Here is a 23,194-nt window from a genome sequence, read left to right as displayed (position 1 = left end):
GCGATTTCCACCGCGAAAAGCGGTTTCCCCTTTTTGCAATGCACTCTATACAGTGCCGCGCAACGCTGTAAGGGACAAAAGAGATGACCTACCACCCAAAATCGGACTTCATGCATGTCATGATGGAGCGCGGCTTTGTCGCCGATTGCACCGATTATCAAGGCCTTGACGAGGCGTTGAGCAACGGGGTGGTCCCGGCCTATATCGGTTTTGATGCCACGGCCAAATCGCTGCATGTCGGATCGTTGATCCAGATCATGATGCTGCGCTGGTTGCAGAAAACCGGGCACAAACCGATCACCCTGATGGGCGGCGGCACCACCAAAGTGGGCGATCCGTCTTTTCGTGCCGATGAGCGCCCCTTGCTGACCCCTGATCAGATCGACGACAATATCGCCGGGATCAAGCAGGTCTTTGCCAAGTACCTCGATTACTCGGACGTGCCGACCGGTGCGATGATGATCAACAATGCCGAATGGCTGGACGAATTGAATTACCTCGATTTCCTGCGTGATATCGGGCGGCATTTCAGCGTCAACCGGATGCTGGCCTTCGAAAGCGTCAAATCGCGTCTGGACCGGGAACAGTCGCTGAGCTTCTTAGAATTCAACTACATGATCCTGCAGGCCTATGATTTCCTGGAACTGAACCGCCGCTATGGTTGTTTGCTGCAGATGGGGGGATCGGACCAGTGGGGCAATATCGTCAACGGCATCGACCTGACCCGCCGGGTGCTGGATCACGAAATCTATGGTCTGACGTCGCCGTTGTTGACCACCTCGGACGGCAAGAAGATGGGCAAATCGGCCGATGGCGCGGTGTGGCTAAATGCCGACATGCGGTCGCCCTATGAATTCTGGCAGTTCTGGCGCAATACCACCGACGCAGATGTCGGCCGATTCCTTAAACTTTACACCGAATTGCCAGTCGAGGAATGCGACCGTCTGGGGGCACTGCAAGGCTCCGACATCAACGACGCCAAGATCGTTCTGGCCAACGAGGTCACCACGCTTTGCCACGGCGCTGAGGCTGCGAAAGCGGCCGAGGCCACTGCGCGCGAAGTATTTGAAAAGGGCGGTGTCGGGGACGATTTGCCGACGCTTGAAATCAGCGTTGCCGATTTGGGTGATGGGGTTTCCATTGTGCAATTGATCGTGAAATCAGGGCTGGCGAAATCGGGCAAAGATGCCAAGCGGCTGATCTCTGAAAACGGTGCGCGGATCAATGATGAAGCGCTGACCGATGCGGGGCTGATGATCGATGCGGCGGCGCTAACCGCGCCGATCAAGTTGAGCGCGGGCAAGAAGCGCCACGCGCTGATCAAGTTGGCAGAGTGAATGGCGGGCTGAAACCTACTCTACGAAAGTAGGAATCGTCCGGTCATCTGGCCGGGCGTTTTTCTTTTATATAGATTTAGGCTGAGGTTACTCCCTGCCGCGCCCTACTCCGCGGGCAATTTCAGCGCCTTCGCTTCTTCCCGGCTCAACTGTTCACCCTGTTTGCGTTTGAGCAATTCTTCGCGGGCTTTGTCATAGATCGGATCTTGCCAGAACATCATGCAGCCATTGCAGCCCCGGCCGCAGCAGCCTTCGCTGCCGACGCGGTTGGTTTTGTGCCGCCGGTCCTGAGCGCCGGTCCCGATAGCGTCGACCAATGCATCGCGCTGACGGGCATAGGCCGTCGGCCGATCCTTGCCACTGGCTTCAATTCCCTGCACCGTTTTGTCGAGCTTGATCCGTGCCCATTGGTCCGGCGTCAGCGCACGTTCCTTGCGCAGCACGGTGAAGGCGGGGAAATGCGCCCCGAGCCATTCCGGGTCTTCATGATCAAACAGCGCGAAAGGCACCCGGATCACCGTTTTGGTCGACCCATGAACAACCTCTTTACATGCGCCGGTTTCAGCCACCTCAAACTCATACAGCCGCAGCAGCACCGTTTCCTTTGCAACGGGTGAAATGAAATCCAGAACCTCTCCCGCTTCGAGCTTGTTTTTCACCTCGACCAGAAAGGCGTCCGAGGTCACGTCGACCACCACACCGGCGAATTCCCATTGCGAAATCGAGGCGGTGTGTTCATAGCCATGCGCGTGATGGGTCAGCCGCCCTTCGTGAAAAGCCAATGTATATCCACGATTAGATACCGTTTCTAATTCATCCATAAAGGGGCGCGGGCTCCAGTCATCAGGGTTCTCGTACCAAGCGTCGATCGCCATCCGGTAGGCGCGCGCGACGATGGCGCAGTAATATTCCGACTTGCCGCGCCCTTCGACCTTCAAACTGTCGACGCCGATCTTCAGGTAATCGTCCAGCTTGGGCAGCAGGCACAGGTCGCGCGAATTCATGATATAGGACCCGCGCCCGTCTTCCTCGATCGGCATCAAGTCGCCCGGACGGCATCCCTCTTCCAGTAAAAATTCAAACATATCAGCGTTTTCCGGCGTGATGTTTAGGTCCTCGACCGTGCCGTCCTTCAGCCGCATTCGCACATTGTAATTCCACCGGCAGGAATTGGCACAATTGCCCTGGTTCGCTCCCCTTTCCGCCATGAAATTCGAAAGCAGGCAGCGGCCCGAATAGGTCATGCACATGGCACCATGGATAAAGGCTTCGAGCTTCACATCGGGGCATTGTTCGCGGATTTCGGCCAGTTCGGGGTAAGATACTTCGCGCGCCAGCACCACCAGAGACGCGCCCTGATCCTGCCAGAACTTGACCGACAACCAGGAACAAACATTGGCCTGAGTCGAAATATGCAGAGGAATTTCAGGCGCTCGTTCACGCACATACTGGAACACACCCGGATCGGCGATGATCAACCCGTCGGGGCGAACTTTCCTAATGGTTTCAATGTATTCTTCAAGCTTCGGAATGTCTTTATTATGCGAAAACAGGTTCAGAGTCAGATAGGCACGTTTGCCCTGCGCATGGCAAAATTGAACCCCTTCGATCACCTCGTCCAGCGAAAATTCCGATTTGGTGCGCAGGCTCATATCGGGCGTGCCAAGGTAAACTGCATCGGCACCATACAGCACCGCCATCTTGAGCTTGCGCAAATTGCCCGCTGGCATCAGCAATTCGGAACGTTTCATCACACCCATCCTTTTCAGATTGGGTCTTCTGCCTGTTTTCCGCTTTCAGGAAAATAGGACGTTACCGCGCATCCAGAGCGTCGCTCAACACCCTGCGCACCAATTCGCCATCCACATCCGAAGTGACAAATGATTGCCCGATACCGCGCGCCAAGATGAAGCGCAGTTTGCCATCCACCACCTTCTTGTCTTGTGCCATCAAGTCCAGCAACCCATCGGCGTTTGGTAAATCACCTGGAATATCGGCCAAATCAACCTTGGTGCCCATCTGCCGCAGATGGGCGCGGATGCGGCTGGGATCTTCCTGACTGCACAAGCCCATACGGGCGCTGAGTTCGAAAGCAAGGGCGCAACCAATGGCGACCCCTTCACCATGCAGCAACCGATCCGAAAAGCCGGTTGCAGCTTCCAGCGCATGGCAGAAAGTGTGACCAAGGTTCAAAAGCGCGCGGTCGCCTTGTTCGGTTTCGTCGCGCACAACAATCGCGGCCTTCATTTCAACCGAACGTTTGACCGCGTAAATCCGCGCGTCCATATCACCCGAAGCTGCGCGTGAAGCATTCGCCTCAAGCCATTCAAAAAATTGGAAATCCCCCAGCAATCCGTATTTGACGACTTCGCCATATCCGGCCAGGAAATCACGTTCTGTGAGGGTGCCCAGCACCTCGGTATCGGCCAATACCAGAGAAGGCTGATGAAACGCCCCGATCAGGTTCTTACCCTGCGGTGCGTTGATACCGGTCTTGCCGCCAACAGAACTGTCCACCTGCGCCAACAGGCTGGTTGGGATCTGTATGAATCGCACGCCTCGGCGCAGGACAGCCGCAGCAAATCCGACCAGATCGCCAATCACGCCGCCACCGAAGGCCACAACCACATCGTTGCGTTCAACCTTCTGATCCAGAAGCCATTCGACGGTGTTTGTGAAATGTGGCCAACTTTTGGTCGCTTCCCCGGCAGGAAGCGCCATTGAAACCACCTCAATTCCAGCAGCTTGCAATCCACTTGTCAGGCTTTCAAGATGCAAAGCCGCGACATTTTCATCGCTGACAACCGCCACCCTTTTGCGTTTCAGCAGCGGCGCAATCAAGTCCCCGGATCGGGCCAACAGCCCCGGACCGATATGGATGTCATAGGCGCGTTCGCCCAAACCGACATGGACAGTTTCCTGCATCAGTGTTTCTCCACTACATCGGGACGTGTTTCGAGCGCGGCAATCACGCGGTCGCACGTTTCATCTATGGAATATTCGGGATTAACTTCGATCCTCAAGTCGGCCTGCGCATAAATCGGGGTGCGCTTTTCATAAAGCTCCGACAGAGTCGCAAAGGGATCGGGGGTTCGCAGTAAGGGACGCGTGTTTTTGTGCCTGACCCGCTGCCATAGCAGGTTCAAACCGGCATCAAGCCAAACCGACACCCCCCTTTGGGAAATCAGGTCGCGGTTATTGGAAGCCAGAAAGGCACCGCCGCCGGTCGAAAGGATGCAGCGTTCATTTGTCAGCAACCTTTCGATGACCTGACTTTCCTTTGCCCGAAAAAAGGCTTCGCCGTCGCGCGCAAAGATTTCAGCAATGGTCATATTGGCAGCCGTTTCGATTTCAGCATCCGAATCAATAAACGGCACGCCAATCTTGGCCGCCAAAGCTTTGCCGACAGCTGTTTTTCCGGCTCCCATCATGCCCACCAGCACAACGGTTTTTTTTAGGTCCCAGCCCATGTTTCTTCGATCTCGGCCATAGATTGCCAATTTTTCAATTTCACGACTGAATGACGTGATCTTGTTGAAAAGGCCAGTTATAAGTTAGGGAAAATCACTAACGAACGGGCAGCAGGACAATGGGGCGCATCTTAAAATGGCTTTTTACTTTGACAGTTCTTGGATTTATCGCACTCGTAGCCTACGCCTATATCGGTCCTTGGCTTGGTGTTGATTTTTCCGCCCCGCAGCAGGAAATTCATCTGAAGGTGGTGCTGGATGCGGGCTAGGCTGGCGGTTTTTCTGCTTTGCCCATCTATGGCGCTAGCTCAGGCGCCGCTTTCTGCGATTGACTGGCTGAATGATCCGGCCCGTGAACCGTTGATTCGACCTGACGAACCCCCTGTCACCGATACGGCTTCGACGCCGATGATCGACACGTCTCTTTTGGGCGAAGTGCAGGCTGACGCGGTCGGTCTATTGCCACCGCAGATGACCGGGTTGCCGCCTGATCTCTGGCGCTATAGCCAGTCTGCGGACCTCGCCGATTTGATTTCGGCACAAAACCTGTCTTCGCTGCCGGCGATGCAGGCATTGTTCTATACCCTACTTCTGGCTGAGGCCGAAGCGCCTGAAGGTTCAGGGCGCGAAAACCTTTTTCTTCAGGCCCGACTGGATGGCCTGATGCAACTGGGCGCGGTGGAACCGGTGCAAGCGCTGCTGGACCGGACCGGCACCGGCAATGCCGCGCTGTTTGCGCGTTGGTTCGATGCCACGCTTCTAACCGGAGACGAAGATCTGGCCTGTGCCAAGCTGGTGGCTCAACCGCATCTGGCACCGTCCTATGCTGCGCAGGTGTTCTGTACCGCCCGCAGCGGGGATTGGTCGACGGCGGCGCTGACGATGGACACCGCCCGGGTGCTTGGTTTCCTAAGCAGTCAGGAAGAAGTGCTACTGCATCGCTTCCTTGATCCGGAATTGTTCGAAGGTGAGCCCTTACCGCATCCGCCGGTCCGGCCGTCGCCGTTGGTGTTCCGACTGCGCGAAGCGATTGGCGAGCCAATGCCAACCACGCCGTTGCCGCGCGCTTTTTCTGTTTCCGACCTGCGCGGCACGATGGGCTGGAAGGCCCAGATCGCCGCTGCCGAGCGCTTAGCTCAGACCGGGGCCTTGGCGGAAAACCGGCTTTTGGGGATCTATACCGAACGGTTGCCTGCGGCATCGGGTGGTATCTGGGACCGGGTCGATGCGGTTCAGCGTTTCGACATCGCGCTGCGGGCCCGCGATGCGCAAGCGGTGGCCGTAACCCTGCCCAAGGCCTTCACCGCGATGAAAGTGGCGCGGCTGGAAGTGCCGTTCGCAAAACTGTTTGCGGCCAAACTGCTTGAACTGCCTTTGCGCGGTGAAACGGCCGAAGCGGCCTATCGGGTGGCGCTGTTGTCACCGCAATATGAAACCGCAGCACAGAAATTTGGTGCCGACTTCAAATCGATGGCGTTTCTCTCCGCCCTGGCCCAAGGGTACCCGCAACAGGCGGGCGCCAAAACCGAACTTGAACACGCCGTTCTGCGAGGCTTTGAAACCACCGCCATGCCTGATCTTTTCCGCGCCGATATGGAAGCGGGGCGGTTGGGCGAAGTGATCCTGCGCGCCATGCTGCTTTATGAACGTGCCACACGTGGCGAAGTGAATGAATTGGCAACTGCCTTGGCGACGTTCCGTGCCGTGGGACTGGAAGACGCCGCGCGACAGGCGGCGTTGCAGATATTGCTGTTGGAACGAAGGTTATAGGCGATGTCGGATTTGCATTGGATATCCGCGTTTCTCGATGCACAGGCTGCCGAATTGGGTGCGGCTGAGAATACCCGATTGGCTTATGGCCGTGACCTGAAGGATTTCACTGACTGGTTGACTGCGCAGCAATCGGATTTCAATCAGGTCAGCCGGGATCAGATCGAAACCTATCTGATCGATTGCGAAGCACAAGGGTTGGCACGGTCGACTCGCGCCCGGCGATTATCGACCATAAAACAGCTATTCCGCTTTGCCTTCGAAGAAGGGCTGCGGTCGGACAATCCGGCGATACAGATCCGCGGACCCGGACGGGCAAAGACATTGCCCAAGACATTGAGCGAAACCGAAGTTGACCGACTTCTTGCCGCTGCCCGTTCGACCGGGCGTGAAACGGAGCAACTGCGCAACACCTGCCTAATGGAGATTCTCTATGCGACCGGCATGCGGGTCAGCGAACTGGTGTCGCTTCCGGTGGCCGCGGCACGGGGCGATCCAAGACTGCTTTTGATTTTGGGCAAAGGCGGCAAGGAACGTATGGTGCCGCTGTCGCCCCCGGCCCGCACTGCGCTTTCAGAATGGTTGATATCGCGCGACAAAACGGAAGAGTGCGCACGTGAAGAGGGATCGCCAGCGTCGCGGTTTCTGTTTCCCGGCCGGGGGAAATCGGGGCATCTGACCCGACACCGGTTTTTCCAGATCATCAAGGATCTGGCGGTTGCGGCGGGGGTTTCCCCGGCGACGGTGACGCCACACACGCTACGTCATGCTTTTGCCACCCATCTTTTGGCCAATGGCGCCGATCTGCGCGCGATCCAGACGCTGCTGGGGCATTCGGACGTGGCCACGACCGAAATCTACACCCATGTGCTGGATGAACGGCTCAGAGAGCTGGTGCTGGACCATCATCCTTTGGCACGCAAGGAATAAGCCCTGCTCTTTGGGCAGGTGTGAACCACAACCATCTTGAATCGAACCGATTTGATGCCCATAACCCTTTTCATACAAGGGAATACGCTCAATATGGAAACCACCGCCATCACTTTGGACAGTGCCTTTTGGATTACCGCTTTGGCGATCCTGTTTCTGCTTGTCTTGTCGGGCTTTTTTTCTGGCTCTGAAACCGCGCTGACCGCTGCGTCGCGCGGGAAATTGCGCAACAATGCCGACAAGGGATCGCGCGGTGCGGCGCAGGCGTTGAAGATCACCGAAGACAACGAGCGGCTGATCGGGTCGGTTTTGCTGGGCAATAACTTGGTCAATATTTTGGCAACATCGCTTGCGACGGCACTGTTCACCCGGGTCTTTGGCGATGGCGGTGTCGCGCTGGCTACGCTGGTGATGACGCTTCTGGTGCTGATCTTTGCCGAAGTCCTGCCCAAGACTTATGCGATCACAAATGCTGAAACCGCAGCTGCAAGAGTGGCTTCGACGATTCAGGTGGTGATCACGGTCTTTGCTCCGTTGGTATCGGCTGTGCGTTGGTTGGTCCGGGCCATCTTGCGTGTTTTTGGGGTTCGTACCGATCCCGACAGTCAGATTTTGGCGGTGAGGGAAGAAATTGCCGGTGCGCTACAACTGGGCCATTCCGAAGGCGTGGTGGAAAAAGAAGACCGCGATCGTATTCTCGGGGCGCTTGATCTGGGCGACCGCGCAGTCGAAGAAATCATGTTGCATCGTAGTCAGATCGAAATGATCAATGCCGATAGCGACGCCGAAACGATCTTGTCCCAATGTCTGGAAAGCAACCACACGCGGCTGCCGGTTTATCGCAACGACCCGGACAATATCGTCGGCGTGGTACATGCCAAGGATTTGCTGCGCGGCATGCACAAATTGATGTTCGGCCCTGATGCATCGCCCAAAGGTTTGCGGGAATTCAATATTCTCGACGTTGCCATGCCACCCTATTTTGTCCCTGACACCACAACCTTGGACGACCAGATGCGGCAATTCCTGCGTCGACGAACTCATTTCGCGCTGGTGGTGGATGAATATGGTTCGCTTGAAGGGTTGATCACGCTCGAAGATATTCTGGAAGAAATCGTTGGGGAAATCACGGATGAATTCGATCCTGAAGCCGAGCTTTTGATCCAGAAAACCAAGGACGGGCAATTCCTGATCGACGGCGCGATGACGATTCGTGACATCAACCGCGCCAAGGATTGGCATCTGCCGGATGAAGAAGCCAACACCGTTGCCGGATTGGTGATCCACGAAGCGCAAATGATCCCGACTGTTGGTCAGGTGTTTTCCTTCCACGGGTTTCGGTTCGAAGTGGTTAACCGCAAGGAAAACCGGATCACCAAACTGAAAATCAGGCCGCTTTAAGTCTTCGGCTGGTCCCGACCCGATCTATCCATCACAGGCGCATCCGCCACCTTTGTGGCAGGATTTGGATTTAGAAATGCAGCTATTGCCACAGGCTTTGCCCTTGCGACAGGTTTTGCAGCAACTGGCGCTATAGATCGGCGCGTGATCTTGGGCGCGCTGTAATTTGTCGATCAAATCTCCCGCAGGCGCGGCGGTGTCCGCCCATGTTCCAGATGCAAACGCGGTGCAAATGAACAGCGCAAAGGCGGTCGCCAAGTGTCGCATCGAAACTCCATGCAGAATTATATGAACTATTTTCTACATTAAGCTGAAATTTACCTTTTGTTAACTATTTCTGGATTGATAGAACTGAGGCACATTTGCCAAGACCATACCGAAGCTTGGCTATATTCCAGCGGCGGGGCATAAATACGCATGACAATCGCAATCCTTGTTCTCGCCGCCGGGGGCTCCACACGCATGGGGCCGCAACGTGATAAACTTCTGGAACCCGTCGCCGGTATGCCGTTGCTGACGCTGGTGTTGGAGCGGGCCTTTGCCACCGAAAGCCCGGTCTATGTCTGCCTACCTTCGCGCGACCATCCACGGGCCCGGCTGCTGGATCACATCGCTAAGCCGGTCTGGGTTCCCGACGCGGCCGAAGGGATGGGCGCGTCGATCCGCACCGGCATCAGCGCCCTGCCCGATGGAGTCAATGCGGCGATGATCCTGCCCGCCGATATGCCAGAACTGACGGCAGAGGATTTGCGCAAAGTGCTGAATGCCCATGCCCCCGGCGCAATTACCCGCGGCTGTGGAAGCGATGGAAAACCGGGGCATCCGGTCGTTTTTCCGCGCGACTGTTTCGAAGAATTGCAAAGCCTGCGCGGCGATCAGGGTGCGCGCGCTGTGCTGGCGGGGCATGGCGACCGGCTAAAGTTGGTTCCGCTTCCCGATGCCCATGCCCTTATCGATCTCGATACGCCCGAAGCTTGGGACAGTTGGCGCGCCAGCCATTTAGCCGAATAGAACGGTGGTTTCCTTTGCCGACAGGGTCGGACGCGCCGCAGGATAAATCTTGTCTGCGCTGAAGTCGTTCAATGCTGGAAACAGTGCCACGATTTCATTGCGCTGTGCGTGATCCATGCTCAAAAGGCTCAGATCCCCGGGTTGGAAGCTTTCGCTCCAGGCACCGTCGCCCTGTACCACCTGATGTTGTTCGAACATGAAATGCACGTAAGTCACCGCGTCGGTGCCAAGCTGTTCGACGCCATCAAGGCAAGTCAAGTGAATCGCTGGAACAAAAACTTCTTCATTTCCAAACCAGAGTTCGGTCTTGGCGTCCGAAATCAGCATCCGGTGTTGCGGCGACACGATCAGATCACGATCGGGAATATGATCCCCTAGTGCGCCTTTGCGGATCAACACCGGGCGTAAAGTCGGATTGCTAAGCAATTCCGTACGCCCCAGTTGACGCGATCCGGCCCAATTGACGGGTTGGAATCCGTCATCGCGGGTCAGCACCAAATCCCCGGCGCGGATTTCGCAGGCGGGGACTTCACCCCGTAAAGTCTTGATTAAACTATTTTTCGTAAAGCACGGTACATGAATGACATTTTCGATCTCGGCAAAATGCAGGACGCTGCCGTCCATCCATTCCACCGTCCCGGTTTCATGATCGCTGGGATCATAATTGATCGTTGCCGGGCCATTCACATAAAGCGTATCGCCATTAGTTTCATACTCGACCCCGCCATCGATATGGAAATGATCCCCATCGCGCAGGCTATCATCGACGGTAAAGGAATCGTCCCCCTTGCCGCCCATCGCGGAATCGCCGCTGGAGATATTGAACACATCGTTGCCGATGCCGCCCAGCATGGTATCGGCCCCCAACCCGCCGGTCAGCGTGTCATTTCCGCTGCCGCCATCAAGGCTGTCATCGCCGAATTCACCATCGATACTGTCGTCGCCAAGTCCGGCCCGCACGGTATCGTTGCCATATCCGGCGCGGATAATGTCATCATTTGATCCCGCCGCCGGATCGATTGCATCGTCACCGTCAACCCGGTCACCTTCGGGATCACCGGTAAAGGAATCGTCGATCAATTCACTGCTGGAATCGCCTTCGACGATCCCGTTCAAAGATGCAGTTGGAATGCCCAAAGCTGCCAGTTGCGCCGTAGTCGCAACATCCGACGGCGACACCCCGACCAAGGTCAGAGCTTCACCGTTGGGGAACCCCAGCACCGCATTGCCTGACCCGTCATCCGACACTGTCACATCATCGGTCGTGACCGGATTGGAATCGAAGTTGGTCAGACCAGAAACATCCAACTGATCATGTCCGGTATAGCTGCCATCGCCATTATCCGTTGGCGCATCGAACCCTTCGACCGCGTCGGCCCCGGAAAAATCAGCCAGCACCAGCGTGTCGGTGCCGCTGCCAAGGATCAGGTGTTCAACCCCTTCGAAACTGGCGGTCGATATGCCATCGGAAACGGTTCCTGCACCTTGATTGACGTCGCGCAGATCGACGGTCAGATCGTCGCTAACGGCGCTCATGTCCAGGATGTCTCCATAGACCTCTTCCTGATCTTCCATCAGGATGGTGTCATTGCCGAAATCGTTTTCCAGCGTGATGGTATCGTCACCATAGCCAGACCAGACATAGTCGTCGCCAGTTCCGCCCGCGAGGGAATCGTTACCGAAGCTGGACCGCATCCAGTCATTGCCAGCACCGCCGATAAGGGTGTCGTTCCCTTTATCGCCGTTCATCCAGTCGTCGCCATCTCCGGCTTCGAAATAGTCGTCGCCATCATAGGCTTCGAAACTATCGTTGCCGCTGCCACCTATTGCGCTGTCATTGCCGACACCGCCATAAATCCGGTCGCTGCCAGCACCGCCCAAAATGGTATCGTTGCCATCGCCACCTTCCAGAGTATCGTGCCCGGCACCGCCATCGATGTAATCGTTTCCGGCATCGCCCAGGACCGTATCGTTGCCATCCCCGGCGGCAATGACATCATCGTCAGATCCGTCAGCCGCATCACTGTTGTCGACGCGATCCCCTTCAGGGTCGCCCAGATACATGGAATCGATATAATTGTCGCCGCCGTCGCCTTCGACGACATATTTACCGCTGAGATCTGGGGTGTAAGCGGTTCTGGCGGACGCAATGTTGAACACGCCATTTCCGGTTTCAGGAGTCCCCGCAGCGACCGTCCCGTCGGCGTCCAGATCGACATCGACGTGGTGATCGATGATCAACGACCCGTAATTGTCATTCGCATCCGTTCCCGGTGCTAGGAACAGCGTCGTCAGCGCCGGGGCACCGGCATCGTTTGATACCAGCATGCTGGCATCGAATTGAACATAGGTGTCACCCTGCCCGTTCAGAGTATCAGCAATCTGACCGCAATCCGCGCTATGTTCTGGCTCATATGTGTAAAGAACTGTGCCAGCGTCGTAATCGGCTTGAGTGTCAAAGACGTTGACCCCGACGATGCGCGTATCCCCGGTCAGTTCGCCGTTGCTTTCGATTTGTTCGACGACGACCTCGATGATCTGGGTGTCGCCGAAAATCTGGGTGCCACTTTGCAACGTAACCTGACCCGCTCCATCTTGCCCGGTGCCGGCTAGCGATGAAACGATGGGATCAGAAACAACGTCGATACCGTGAATTATGAATGAGCTGTTCAACTCTTTTCCCCCAGGTTGAGGTTGGTCTGAGGGATCAAGAGTTTCAGTCCGCAATGCAACACGGACAATACAGGTGTCATGCCTGCCGAAACGAATGCTTGATCTACGCTGGTCATTTTTACCTCAGACTCGATAACGACCGAAACTCTCTGTGTTAAAGCGTCGTTCGTAAGGAAATTCGATATTGCTAATTCACCGAAAGTTTTCGTCAAAATTGCGGCTGAACTTGGGTTGTTCTGTCTCGCGGCAAAATCGGCTTCACGGTCGAAGGAATTGTTCATTTTTGCAATTATATCAATGGACTAAACAGGGTGCGCCCCTGCTTTTGGTCTATTGATCTGGCAAAGGAGGCTAAAACGGGGCGACCAGAACCGGCAGGTCGACCAAAAAAGGTGGAAAAGGGACAGCCCCCGGCCCCTTTTCCATCTGATCCCCGCGACGCGGGGATCAGTGCTGCAACTGGCAGATTACTTGAGGGTTAGAAGCGTGGCTTCATGCTTCTTCAGCGACCGGCGTGCGGCGTGGTAGTTGCCAACACCTTCTTGTTCGCGCAGTTCAGGGAACAAGGAGAAGATTTCTTCGCGCTGCTCTTTGCCGATGCCGTTCAGCGACATGTCGCCGGGCTGGAAGCTTTCGGTCCATGCCCCATCCGACAGCACTACTTCGTGCTGATCGAACATGAAGTGAATATAGGTGGTGCCCACCACGTTCACTTTGTGGATGCCTTCCAGACCGACCAAGTGCTTGGCAGAGGCCAGAACTTCGGTTTCGTTGAAGTACAGGTTGACCTTTTCGTTGGTCACCAGCATCCGGTGGTTCGGGCTGACCATCATGTCACGTTCCGGCAATCCGTTGCCCAAAGCGCCTTTGCGCACCAGGATCGGTTGCAGTTTCGGTTCACGGGCCAATTCGATCCCGTTCATCCGGCGGGCACCGACCCAACGGATTTCCTGAATGCCGTTGTCACGGGTGATAACCTTGTCGCCTTCCTTCAGCGTTTCGACCATCCGTGCGCCCTGAGGGGTCGCGATCAGAGTGCCCGGCGTGAAACAGGGAACGATGTTTTCGATATTGGTGAAGGCCGCGGTCCCGGTGACGGCACCAGTGCCATCAAGGAATTCGATCGTGCCGTCAAAGCCATTGCCATCGCTGTCGGTAACCACATCAGTGAGGTTATAATCGCCGATACCATAGATCATCAGGGTGTCGTCGTCGTCCCCCCCCGAACCGCCATGGACCGTTTCACCCATGGTGATACCCATGATCGTGTCGGCACCGTCGCCACCGTCGATATCATCAACGCCGCCACCACCTTGCAGCAGGTCATCTCCTGCGCCACCGATCAGAGTGTCATCGCCCGAACCGCCATAGATTTCGTCGTCGTCGATCTGACCGTCGAGGTAATCGTCACCGGCGCTGCCATACAGGGTATCGTCGTCGTCGGCACCGTAAATAGTGTCGTCACCGGCGCCGCCATGGAGATAATCCTGACCATTGTCGGGACGCAGGTCGGTATCGTCGGGGATATTGACCGCATCAGGATAGACCGGATCAAGCCCACCATAGACCAAGTCATCGCCCGAGCTGGCCATGATGGTGTCGGACCCTTCGCCACCGATGATGGTATCGTTGCCGCTGCCACCGTCGATTTCATCAGCGTCAAGTCCGCCATCGATGCTGTCAGAACCGCGACCACTCAAGATCGTATCGGCGTCATCACCGGTTGAAATGGTATCCGCACCATCGCCGCCATCGACAAAATCGCGATCATTGTCGGGATCTTCATCCGCAGCATAGAGACCCGGATACCCCATATCGGGCAATGCGCCGTCCAAAGCGCCAGGACCCGAGGTGATCACGTCAGACCCATCGCCGCCTTCGATCGAATCGCTGCCGTCGCCGCCATCAATGGTGTCGTCGCTGGCGCCGCCCAGAACGGTATCATCACCGTCATAAGATTCGATGATATCGTCGTTTTCCGACTGATCGGGCCAGATATTGTCTTCGTTGTCGACCATGTCGCCTTCGGGGTCGCCAGTGTAATCAATGTCGATCAGATCGTCACCAGCGGTGCCTTCGACAATGCCGTCCAGCCCGTCTTCGGTATGTTCTTCACAGCCTTCGAGGGTCGAAAAATGCACGTCACTGACATAGACGCGCTGCGCATCGTCACCGCCGTTGGTATAGGAAATTTCGATCCGGATCACCGGACCTTCGATTTCCACCAGAGCGCTGGATTCTTCATCGGTGGCTTCATAGGTGGATGCCATGCCGTTAACGGTGTTGCCGCTCAGACCGACATCCGAACCGGGCGTGATCGTCACCGGAACGAGATTGCCTTCGGCGTCATAGCCGTTGATTGTTACCCCATCCAGATGCGTGCTACCGCCGTTATCCGGGTCGGTGCCGAAATCGACATCGTTCAGCCGAAAGCTGACATTCTGAACGTTGCTGTCAAAAGCATTGTCAGTGGAAGTAAACGACAGCGTCACGCTTGACGTCGCGTCGGTGCCGCCTTCGCCACCCAGACCCAGCAGTTTCAATGCCGAGTAGGGATCGAAGTCTTCGCCCGATGCAACGAAATTTTCCGTGTTGACGGTCAGCGCTTCGGCGCCTGCGTCTTCCGCGTTGAAGTCTACATTAACAGCAACACCGCCAGTATCCACGGTGGTCGAGGCACCCAAGTTGGTGCCGTATGTGCCGAACAGAGACCAGTCCAGAACCAAATCAGCCATTTGAACCCTCTTTCACCTTTTTGCGATGGGGCCTTCCCCATACTGCGAGTCGCAGTGGCAGAACCGTTTCGGTCCGGCCCGAAGCCAAATCAAACAGGTCGCACAAAGGTTGGAATGAAGGAGGCATAACTTTCCTGCCCGGCCGCCAAAAGGGCGCGCCGGTCAGTCCGCAAATCAGAAGGCAGCAAATCCCTCTTATGTTGCGGCACCTCGCATCCATCCGAATGCTTGACCTATACTTAGTTGGCCGCCCCCGCAGCCAGCAGACGTTGCCCCCCCAGTAGGGCTACACCTAATACATACTTAAGAGTCCCCTTCAGACAAAGGGATGATTTTCATCGAATTGCCGGTATTCCGTCTAACTTCGTCAAAAAATCATACAGATTGGAATTTGATTGGTTCCAAAACGGCGTCTATTAACTAAAATATCCACGAATATTTGCAGAATAATATTCCGCCATATGGAATATGGGCGAGTAAATCACGGTATTTCAACTTTATGGGGAATTACTGTTTCCAAAGCCAAGACAGCGTACAGGACTTTGGTTCCGTCAAATTTCTGCCGCGAAACCGGGCCAATACGGCTTCAAATGTTATCGATTTAGCGACAATACCCCCCAAATCGCGTGCATTTTCCCGAGCATGGCGAGTTTAGGGCGAATCAATTGTAATTTTTCGAAGAATCAATCGAGCCAAATTGGGGCAGCGAATACACTCTGCCGCTCTTATTTTAATATATCGAACAAATAGGGGTCACATTTCCTGTCGTCGCCCGACCGAGGACAGAAAACTGCCTAACGGGACGATCTGGAATGGAAATTGGTACCCAAGGCCGGATTCGAACCGGCACGGCCGTTAAGCCGGCGGATTTTGAATCCGCTGCGTCTACCATTCCGCCACTTGGGCACGCGGCGATACGATTACCCTTCTCTTTTCGCGCCGTCCAGAGGCAAAGTGCCCGGATATTCGACAAATTTCACAACTTTCTGTATTTGCTGGATTTGCGTTGTTCCATCACATAACCGCGATTGCTGTTGACGCATTGGCTGCAACATGGCGTAACAGGCTCAAAAGGGCATTCACGGGCATGATCAGCAGACTTTACCGATGGACCATGGGAATGGCCGATCATCCAAGGGCGCTTTGGGTTCTTGCACTGATCTCCTTTGTCGAATCGTCGATCTTTCCGATTCCGCCGGATGTCTTGATGATCCCGATGATTCTGGCCAGACCATCACGCGCCTGGATCATCGCGAGTGTGGCCTTGATCGCCTCGGTTGCGGGCGGTTTGCTGGGCTATATGATTGGCGCGTTGTTTTACGAAGAAATTGGCCAGCCCATTCTGGAAACAATGGGAAAAGCCGATGAAATGGCGGCCTTCAATGTCAAATTCAATTCGTTTGGGTTCTGGTCGGTTCTGATTGCCGGGCTGACCCCCTTCCCGTTCAAGGTCATCACCATCATGTCCGGCTGGACCGGCCTGCCCTTGGGAACTTTTGTCGTCACTGCAATTGTTGCCCGTGGGATCCGTTTTTTCGCGGTCGCCCTGTTGCTGTGGAAATATGGTGAACCCATTCGGGATTTCATCGAACGTCGCTTGGGTTTGATGTCGATCCTTTTCGTTCTCTTGCTTCTGGGCGGCTTCTATTTGGTGAAATACCTATGATTACCCAACTTGACCGGAAATCTCTGATTTCTCTGGCCACAACCGGATCTTGCGCCCTGTTGGGCGGGGCGTTCCTGTTTCAGTTTTTTGGATATGCGCCATGCGAATTGTGTCTATGGCAAAGATGGCCGCACGGCGCGGCCATTCTCGTCGGGGCGGTGGCACTGTCATTGGGGTATGCCGGTCTGGCTTGGCTCGGCGCGTTGGCGGCGGTGATCGCGGGCGGTCTTGGGGTTTATCACACCGGGGTCGAACGCCATTGGTGGCAGGGACCGGACAGCTGTACGGGATCGGGAGGCCTAGATATGACCAGCCTGCTCTCCACAGATGGTTCAAATGTCGTGCTATGCGATCAGGTCAGTTGGCAAATGCTGGGCCTGTCGATGGCCAGCTGGAACGCGCTGGCCTCTTTTGGACTGGTCATTTTGTGGCTGATGGCAGCGCGTCGGCGCGATTGAAACACGACCGGGTAATCCGTAACCCGGTGCCGATGTCGTTCAGACCTTATAAGCGAGGCGCACTCCACCCCAATGGACCCCGTTCACAAAGATCGGTGCCGAAAGGTCTTTCATCATCGCGAACTGCCCATTGCCCATGTCGCGGCGGTAGGCCTGTAGCAGGAACGGACGGGTGCTTTGACCGGCAGCCAGACCGACCCGGTCATTAAAGATCCGGCGGTTTCGGCAATAGGCGCTGTTCCAATCCAGTTGATCCTTCATCTGAGGCATCGAGAATTTCTTGTTATGGGTCGGTAGATAGCCGTCCTTGTTCACAGCGGCACAGAAAACGACATTTTCAGAAAATTCCAACATAGGTTCCTGAAATTCTGGCAGAACCTTGTCGGTGAAATTGGTGAACCGTGCCATGACCTGTTCCGGGTTACTGCCCGGAATCGCCGAGTAATTCCGATCCATCAGATCCGACATCTGGATACGGCCCGATTTCACCGCTTGTTCGAAACTGTCGGATATCTTTTTCGCCACCTCCTTCACCGCAACAATATAGGGCGTATCGATCGTATCGACGCCCAAGCGCGACGCCATACCGGTCAAGGCTTCGGAATTTTCGGTGATATCGGACATCGTGGTGATGGCGTTTTTCAAGCTTTCCGAAGATTCCGTCACCTCACCCGACAATTCCGTTATGGCGTTTCGGACATCGCCCACCGCTTGACTGATGTCGCCGGTCGCGGCCAGAATGTCCCGCTGAGCGCTGCTGACTTCGCCCAACGTCGCCGGCAGAGCGTCGATTTCGTCACCGATGCCATCGGTTTGCTGGCGGATATCTCCGGCCGATTTGACCGCTTGATCGGCGATCTTCATCACCTCGCGCAATTCGCTCGACAAGGTGGCAATCGTTTCCTGAATTTCACCGGTGGCTTCGCCGGTCAGGGTCGAGAGGTCCTTGACCTCTTGCGCTACCACCATGAAACCACGACCATGCCGACCGGCACGGGCCGCTTCAATCGATGCGTTGAGCGACAAAAGGTTTGTTTTGCGCGAAATATTGTCGACCTCTCCGGAAACCTGCGCGACTCGTTGCAACGCAGTTTCCAGCGAAGAGAGCTGACCGAAGATGCGCGACACATTGTCGATCAGCCCGGTGACTTCGCTTACCATCGCGCTCAGCTTGTCGCTGGTGGCGATGACGCGGTCTTCGGCATTGCCGGAAATTTCCACCGCCGTGTTGGCCGAAGCCAGAACGGATCGGCTTTGTGATGACATCTGTTCGGTTTGTGCCGCGATTTCCTGAAACACCTCGGCCTGTCTGTCGACACGGGTCGAAGTGTCGGTGACTTCGCCCGACACTTCGGCAATCGAAATGCTGAGGTTGCCGATCCGCGTGGCGATTTCGGTGATGGCCTGCAACCGATCATCGTTTTCATTCGCGTCGTTCGCAACCGCAGTTGCACCTTGTGCGTTGATCTGGCTCGCATCCATTGAGGCGCCTCCCTGCGTCACGAAACTGTCTTCTAAGAACAGGAACGGTTCCAAGGGCCCACTGTTTAGAAAATTTGCGTTGATGCGCTAAATTCTAAGGGATCAAACAGACATGGTTTGACAAGAAAAGGCCCCCATGCGGGGGCCCAGTTTCATGGATCAGGTTGAATTGAGTACTGCCCGGTTTTTTTGCCTGTGTCCCAATCCATGTTCAGGGGCGAGCGCACCCGCCCCGAAACTTGCTTAACTACATCCAGACGTCGCGCCGCAGGTGTTACACTTCATGCAGGTGCCGTTGCGGACCAATGTGTAATTGCCACAATCGCCGCAGGGGTCACCTTCATAACCTTGCATCTTGGCCTTGGTGCGTGCGGTCATGCTGACCGACCCTGACGCCATGGCGGTGGTCGTGGCCAAGGTCTCGCCACTGCCGATGGTTTCCGGCACCAGCGTTTGCAATGTCAATTCCGGGTCTGCACCTCTGAGTGCGGTCGCGCCTGCGGTCTGTCCGCCCTGCAGCACAATCAATTCCCGCGGCAGACGCTTGCGCAGATAACCGGTCGAACTGATTTGTTTGAGGACTTCCAGGCTGCGCGATGCGGCGGATTCTGACAGCTCCTCGACATTCGACACGCCCTCTTCAACGCCGCGGCCGACATCGTCGAAGCTGGCGCCTTGCGGTTTGACATGGGCCAAATCAGTCCGGTCAAGATAGCTGACCGCCAGTTCGCGGAAGATATAATCAAGGATCGACGTTGCATTCTTGATTGAATCGTTGCCCTGAACCATGCCTGCCGGTTCGAATTTGGTGAAGGTGAAGGCATCGACGAATTCTTCCAGCGGCACGCCGTATTGCAGACCAACCGACACGGCGATGGCGAAATTGTTCATCATCGCGCGGAAACCGGCCCCTTCCTTATGCATGTCGATGAAAATTTCACCAAGCTGGCCATCTTCATATTCGCCGGTCCGCAGATACACCTTGTGGCCACCGACAACCGCTTTTTGGGTATAGCCCTTGCGCCGTTCCGGCATCTTTTCGCGGTGGCTGCGCACGATTTCCTTGACCATCACTTTTTCGACGATCTTCTCGGCCAGAACCTGCGCCTTTTGTTGCGGTGTGCCGGTTTCCAACACTTCGGCGGCATCTTCATCGTCTTCGATCAGGGCTGCGGCCAAAGGCTGGCTCAACTTCGATCCGTCACGATAAAGCGCGTTGGCCTTGATCCCCAGCGACCAGCTTAGTTCGTAAGCCGCCTTGCAGTCTTCGATGGCGGCATCATTTGGCATGTTGATCGTCTTGGAAATCGCACCCGAAATGAAGCTTTGCGCCGCAGCCATCATGGTGATGTGGCTGTTGACCGACAGGTAGCGCTTGCCTTTCTTGCCGCAGGCATTGGCGCAATCGAAGATGTGATAGTGTTCTTCTTTCAGATGCGGCGCCCCTTCCAGGGTCATTGTGCCGCAAACATGATCATTGGCCAGTTCGATATCTTTCTTGCTGAACCCAAGATGGGTCAGAATGTCAAAGCTGGGATCGTTCAGTTTTTCCGCTGGGATGCCCAAGGCATTGCGGCAGAATTCTTCACCCAAGGTCCACTGGTTAAAGACAAAGCGGATATCAAAGGCCGTGGCCAGCGCGGCCTCGATCTTTTCGATCTCGTTGCTGGTGAAACCGTGACCGATCAACGACGTATGGTTGATCCCCGGGGCGTTGCCCATGGTTCCATGACCGACCGCATAGCCGATGATTTCTTCGATATTGGCGCTGGAATAGCCCAGCTTTTCCAATGCAGCGGGAACCGAACGGTTGATGATCTTGAAATAACCGCCGCCGGCCAGTTTCTTGAATTTGACCAATGCGAAATCCGGCTCGATCCCGGTTGTGTCACAATCCATCACCAGACCGATCGTGCCGGTTGGCGCGATCACCGAAACCTGCGCGTTTCGGTAGCCATGCTTTTCACCCAGTTCCAGCGCTTCGTCCCATGCCCGCATCGCCAGTTGCGTCAGGCGCTGATCGGGTACGTTCGACAGATCCAGAGGCACTGGTTTTACGTCCAGTGCGTCATAGCCTTCCGATGCACCATAGGCCGCCGTACGGTGGTTGCGGATCACACGCAGCATATGTTTCTTATTGCGCTTGTAGCCCGCGAAAGTGCCCAGTTCAGATGCCATTTCGGCACTGGTGGCATAGGCGACGCCGGTCAAGATCGCTGTCAGCGCGGCCCCCATAGCGCGGCCTTCATCGCTATCATATCCCAGCCCCATATTCATCAGCAGACCGCCGATATTGGCATAGCCCAAACCCAAGGTGCGGAAGTCATAAGACCGCTGCGCGATTTCCTTGGATGGGAACTGCGCCATCATCACGCTGATTTCCAAAGTGATGGTCCACAACCGGGTGGCGTGAACGTAATCCTCGGCCTGAAATTCGCCATCCTTGAAGAAAGTCAGCAGGTTCATCGAGGCCAGATTGCAGGCAGTATCGTCGAGGAACATATATTCCGAACACGGGTTCGATCCGCGAATGGCCCCGTCTTCGGGGCAAGTATGCCAAGCGTTCACCGTGTCGTGGAACTGAATCCCCGGATCGGCACAGGCCCAGGCCGCATGACCGATATCTTCCCACAGATCGCGCGCTTTGATGGTCTTGGCGACTTCGCCATCGGTCCGGCGCAGCAATTCCCAATCGGCGTCATTTTCGACCGCCTTCAGGAACGCGTCGGTAACGCGGACCGAATTGTTCGAATTCTGCCCTGACACGCTGGCATAGGCTTCGCTGTCCCAATCGGTGTCATAGGTCGGGAATTCGATGCTGTCATAGCCTTGACGCGCATAATCCAACACCCGTTTGACATAAGTTTCCGGGATCGACACTTTCTTCGCACCGCGAATAGCGTCTTTCAGTGCGGGATTTTTTTTCGGATCAACAGCATCTTCGCTGCTCCCATCCCATGCGCGGATTGCGCCGAAGATCGCGTTCAGCTTTTCTTCGTGCATCTTCGACCCGGCGACGATGCTGGCGACTTTTTGTTCTTCTTTTACCTTCCAGTTGATGAATTCCTCGATATCGGGGTGGTCGACATCGCAAATCACCATTTTCGCTGCTCGACGGGTTGTCCCGCCTGATTTGATCGCGCCGGCGGCGCGGTCGCCGATTTTAAGGAACCCCATCAGGCCCGACGATTTGCCGCCCCCCGAAAGCGGTTCATTGGCCGCGCGCAGTGACGAAAAATTGGTCCCGGTGCCCGATCCGTATTTGAACAGGCGCGCTTCGCGGACCCACAGGTCCATGATGCCGCCTTCTTTCACCAGATCGTCCGACACCGACTGGATGAAACAGGCATGCGGTTGCGGATGTTCATAGGCGGATTTCGATTTTACCAGCTTGCCAGACTTGTAATCGACATAGTGGTGCCCCTGCCCCGGTCCATCGATGCCATAGGCCCAATGCAGACCGGTGTTGAACCATTGCGGGCTGTTCGGGGCTGCCCGTTGGGTCGCCAGCATGAAGCGCATTTCATCGTAATAGGCGCGCGCATCTTCTTCGGAGGAAAAATAGCCACCTTTCCAACCCCAATAGGCCCACGCCCCGGCGAGACGGTCAAAGACCTGCTTGGAACTGGTTTCACCGTCAAAGTCGACATCCTTGGAAGCCGGTACGGACCGCCAGAGAAATTTCGGAACGCCTGCTTCCTTGACCTTTTTCAATTGCGATGGAACGCCGGCCTTGCGGAAATATTTCTGCGCAATGACGTCGGACGCCACTTGACTCCAGCTCGACGGAATTTCGACATTATCCAACTTGAACACGATCGTCCCGTTGGGATTGCGAATCTCTGATGACGTCGTGATGAAGTCGAGATCGTCATAGGCATCCTGCCCGGCCTTGGTGAATTTTCTTTCGATTTTCATGTCGCTGCCCCGTATTCAGCTTCCCGCATTGGGATGTCATTGCACCCTTCGTTGCCTGTATTGGGGCAGCAAGACACATCTTCTCCAGCCGCGAAAACACGATGTTCCACGCTGAATCCAGAGCGATAGCTCAATGATTAGATACTGTCCCCACTGCCCGACCCCACTATATGTTGTGGAGCGTTGTTAGGCTCCCACAATCTGGCGTATCATGCCCCGTCAGGTCAACGGCTTTATTTTCCTATTTTTCAAATTTTGCCGGTTGACCGGAGTGCAGGTCAAACCGTCGATTTCAGACGATTCCGATTCCCCGAACGGTTCTGCAATGCGGCATTACTCAGCC

Annotated in this window: 16 protein-coding genes and 1 tRNA gene; 8 read left to right on the top strand and 9 right to left on the bottom strand. The window is 55.6% G+C overall.

All coding sequences use genetic code 11. From position 1 onward, the window contains the following. Nucleotides 1-83: 83 nt before the first annotated feature. Nucleotides 84-1,337, top strand: a complete 1,254-nt coding sequence (gene tyrS, locus TG4357_RS01270; protein ID WP_058261053.1) for a tyrosine--tRNA ligase — start codon at nucleotides 84-86, stop codon at nucleotides 1,335-1,337. Nucleotides 1,338-1,441: 104 nt separating this feature from the next. Here the strand turns inward: tyrS and TG4357_RS01265 are convergent, their stop codons facing one another. The 3 genes from TG4357_RS01265 to TG4357_RS01255 all read right to left on the bottom strand — a co-directional run bounded on the left by TG4357_RS01265 (nucleotide 1,442) and on the right by TG4357_RS01255 (nucleotide 4,807). After that, on the bottom strand, nucleotides 1,442-3,088 hold the full coding sequence (locus tag TG4357_RS01265; protein WP_058261154.1) for a U32 family peptidase: 1,647 nt from the start codon (nucleotides 3,086-3,088) through the stop codon (nucleotides 1,442-1,444). A 61-nt stretch (nucleotides 3,089-3,149) separates the two neighbouring features. Then, nucleotides 3,150-4,262: a 3-dehydroquinate synthase gene (gene aroB, locus TG4357_RS01260; RefSeq protein WP_058261052.1), complete on the bottom strand. Its 1,113-nt coding sequence runs from the start codon at nucleotides 4,260-4,262 to the stop codon at nucleotides 3,150-3,152. Beyond that, nucleotides 4,262-4,807 carry a shikimate kinase gene (locus TG4357_RS01255; RefSeq protein WP_058261051.1) on the bottom strand — a complete coding sequence of 182 codons (546 nt, stop codon included), beginning with the start codon at nucleotides 4,805-4,807 and terminating at the stop codon, nucleotides 4,262-4,264. The genes aroB and TG4357_RS01255 overlap by 1 nt, the downstream gene beginning before the upstream one ends. A 119-nt stretch (nucleotides 4,808-4,926) precedes the next feature. Here TG4357_RS01255 and TG4357_RS19625 point away from each other — a divergent pair, with 119 nt between their 5' ends. From TG4357_RS19625 to TG4357_RS01230, 5 genes are all read left to right on the top strand, one after another. After that, complete coding sequence (locus TG4357_RS19625; RefSeq protein WP_168370960.1) at nucleotides 4,927-5,076, top strand: hypothetical protein; 150 nt, start codon at nucleotides 4,927-4,929, stop codon at nucleotides 5,074-5,076. Continuing rightward, nucleotides 5,066-6,577 (top strand): hypothetical protein, encoded by a 1,512-nt coding sequence (locus tag TG4357_RS01250; protein WP_058261050.1) that lies wholly within the window; start codon nucleotides 5,066-5,068, stop codon nucleotides 6,575-6,577. The genes TG4357_RS19625 and TG4357_RS01250 overlap by 11 nt, the downstream gene beginning before the upstream one ends. Nucleotides 6,578-6,580: 3 nt before the next feature. Beyond that, nucleotides 6,581-7,507, top strand: coding sequence for a site-specific tyrosine recombinase XerD (locus TG4357_RS01245; protein WP_058261049.1), 927 nt, complete (start codon nucleotides 6,581-6,583; stop codon nucleotides 7,505-7,507). Nucleotides 7,508-7,600: 93 nt separating this feature from the next. Continuing rightward, nucleotides 7,601-8,908 carry an HlyC/CorC family transporter gene (locus TG4357_RS01240; protein WP_058261048.1) on the top strand — a complete coding sequence of 436 codons (1,308 nt, stop codon included), beginning with the start codon at nucleotides 7,601-7,603 and terminating at the stop codon, nucleotides 8,906-8,908. A gap of 417 nt (nucleotides 8,909-9,325) precedes the next feature. After that, on the top strand, nucleotides 9,326-9,919 hold the full coding sequence (locus TG4357_RS01230; protein ID WP_058261046.1) for a nucleotidyltransferase family protein: 594 nt from the start codon (nucleotides 9,326-9,328) through the stop codon (nucleotides 9,917-9,919). On the opposite strand, the gene TG4357_RS01225 is transcribed toward TG4357_RS01230, so the two are convergent. The 4 genes from TG4357_RS01225 to TG4357_RS01210 all read right to left on the bottom strand — a co-directional run bounded on the left by TG4357_RS01225 (nucleotide 9,908) and on the right by TG4357_RS01210 (nucleotide 16,233). Next, on the bottom strand, nucleotides 9,908-12,592 hold the full coding sequence (locus TG4357_RS01225; protein WP_058261045.1) for a Hint domain-containing protein: 2,685 nt from the start codon (nucleotides 12,590-12,592) through the stop codon (nucleotides 9,908-9,910). The genes TG4357_RS01230 and TG4357_RS01225 overlap by 12 nt on opposite strands. Further along, nucleotides 12,589-12,873 (bottom strand): hypothetical protein, encoded by a 285-nt coding sequence (locus TG4357_RS01220; RefSeq protein ID WP_058261044.1) that lies wholly within the window; start codon nucleotides 12,871-12,873, stop codon nucleotides 12,589-12,591. The genes TG4357_RS01225 and TG4357_RS01220 overlap by 4 nt, the downstream gene beginning before the upstream one ends. A 186-nt stretch (nucleotides 12,874-13,059) precedes the next feature. Next, nucleotides 13,060-15,327, bottom strand: coding sequence for a Hint domain-containing protein (locus tag TG4357_RS01215; RefSeq protein WP_139193585.1), 2,268 nt, complete (start codon nucleotides 15,325-15,327; stop codon nucleotides 13,060-13,062). An 820-nt stretch (nucleotides 15,328-16,147) separates the two neighbouring features. Next, nucleotides 16,148-16,233, bottom strand: a tRNA-Leu gene (locus tag TG4357_RS01210). 181 nt (nucleotides 16,234-16,414) lie between these two features. Here TG4357_RS01210 and TG4357_RS01205 point away from each other — a divergent pair. Together TG4357_RS01205 and TG4357_RS01200 are read left to right on the top strand one after the other, a co-directional pair. Then, complete coding sequence (locus TG4357_RS01205) at nucleotides 16,415-16,993, top strand: YqaA family protein (protein ID WP_058261043.1); 579 nt, start codon at nucleotides 16,415-16,417, stop codon at nucleotides 16,991-16,993. Continuing rightward, complete coding sequence (locus TG4357_RS01200) at nucleotides 16,990-17,451, top strand: disulfide bond formation protein B (RefSeq protein ID WP_058261042.1); 462 nt, start codon at nucleotides 16,990-16,992, stop codon at nucleotides 17,449-17,451. The genes TG4357_RS01205 and TG4357_RS01200 overlap by 4 nt, the downstream gene beginning before the upstream one ends. A gap of 39 nt (nucleotides 17,452-17,490) precedes the next feature. Here TG4357_RS01200 and TG4357_RS01195 read toward each other — a convergent pair whose 3' ends face one another. Together TG4357_RS01195 and TG4357_RS01190 are read right to left on the bottom strand one after the other, a co-directional pair. After that, nucleotides 17,491-18,933 carry a methyl-accepting chemotaxis protein gene (locus tag TG4357_RS01195; protein WP_058261041.1) on the bottom strand — a complete coding sequence of 481 codons (1,443 nt, stop codon included), beginning with the start codon at nucleotides 18,931-18,933 and terminating at the stop codon, nucleotides 17,491-17,493. Between the two features lie 243 nt (nucleotides 18,934-19,176). Next, the gene (locus TG4357_RS01190; protein ID WP_058261040.1) at nucleotides 19,177-22,851 is read right to left on the bottom strand and encodes a vitamin B12-dependent ribonucleotide reductase; all 3,675 of its coding nucleotides are present in this window, start codon (nucleotides 22,849-22,851) and stop codon (nucleotides 19,177-19,179) included. Between the last annotated feature and the right edge of the window lie 343 nt (nucleotides 22,852-23,194).

Origin of the sequence: Thalassovita gelatinovora, from assembly GCF_001458355.1 — a bacterium.
Taxonomy (GTDB): domain Bacteria; phylum Pseudomonadota; class Alphaproteobacteria; order Rhodobacterales; family Rhodobacteraceae; genus Thalassobius; species Thalassobius gelatinovorus.
This window is presented reverse-complemented; position numbering and strand designations above follow the sequence as displayed.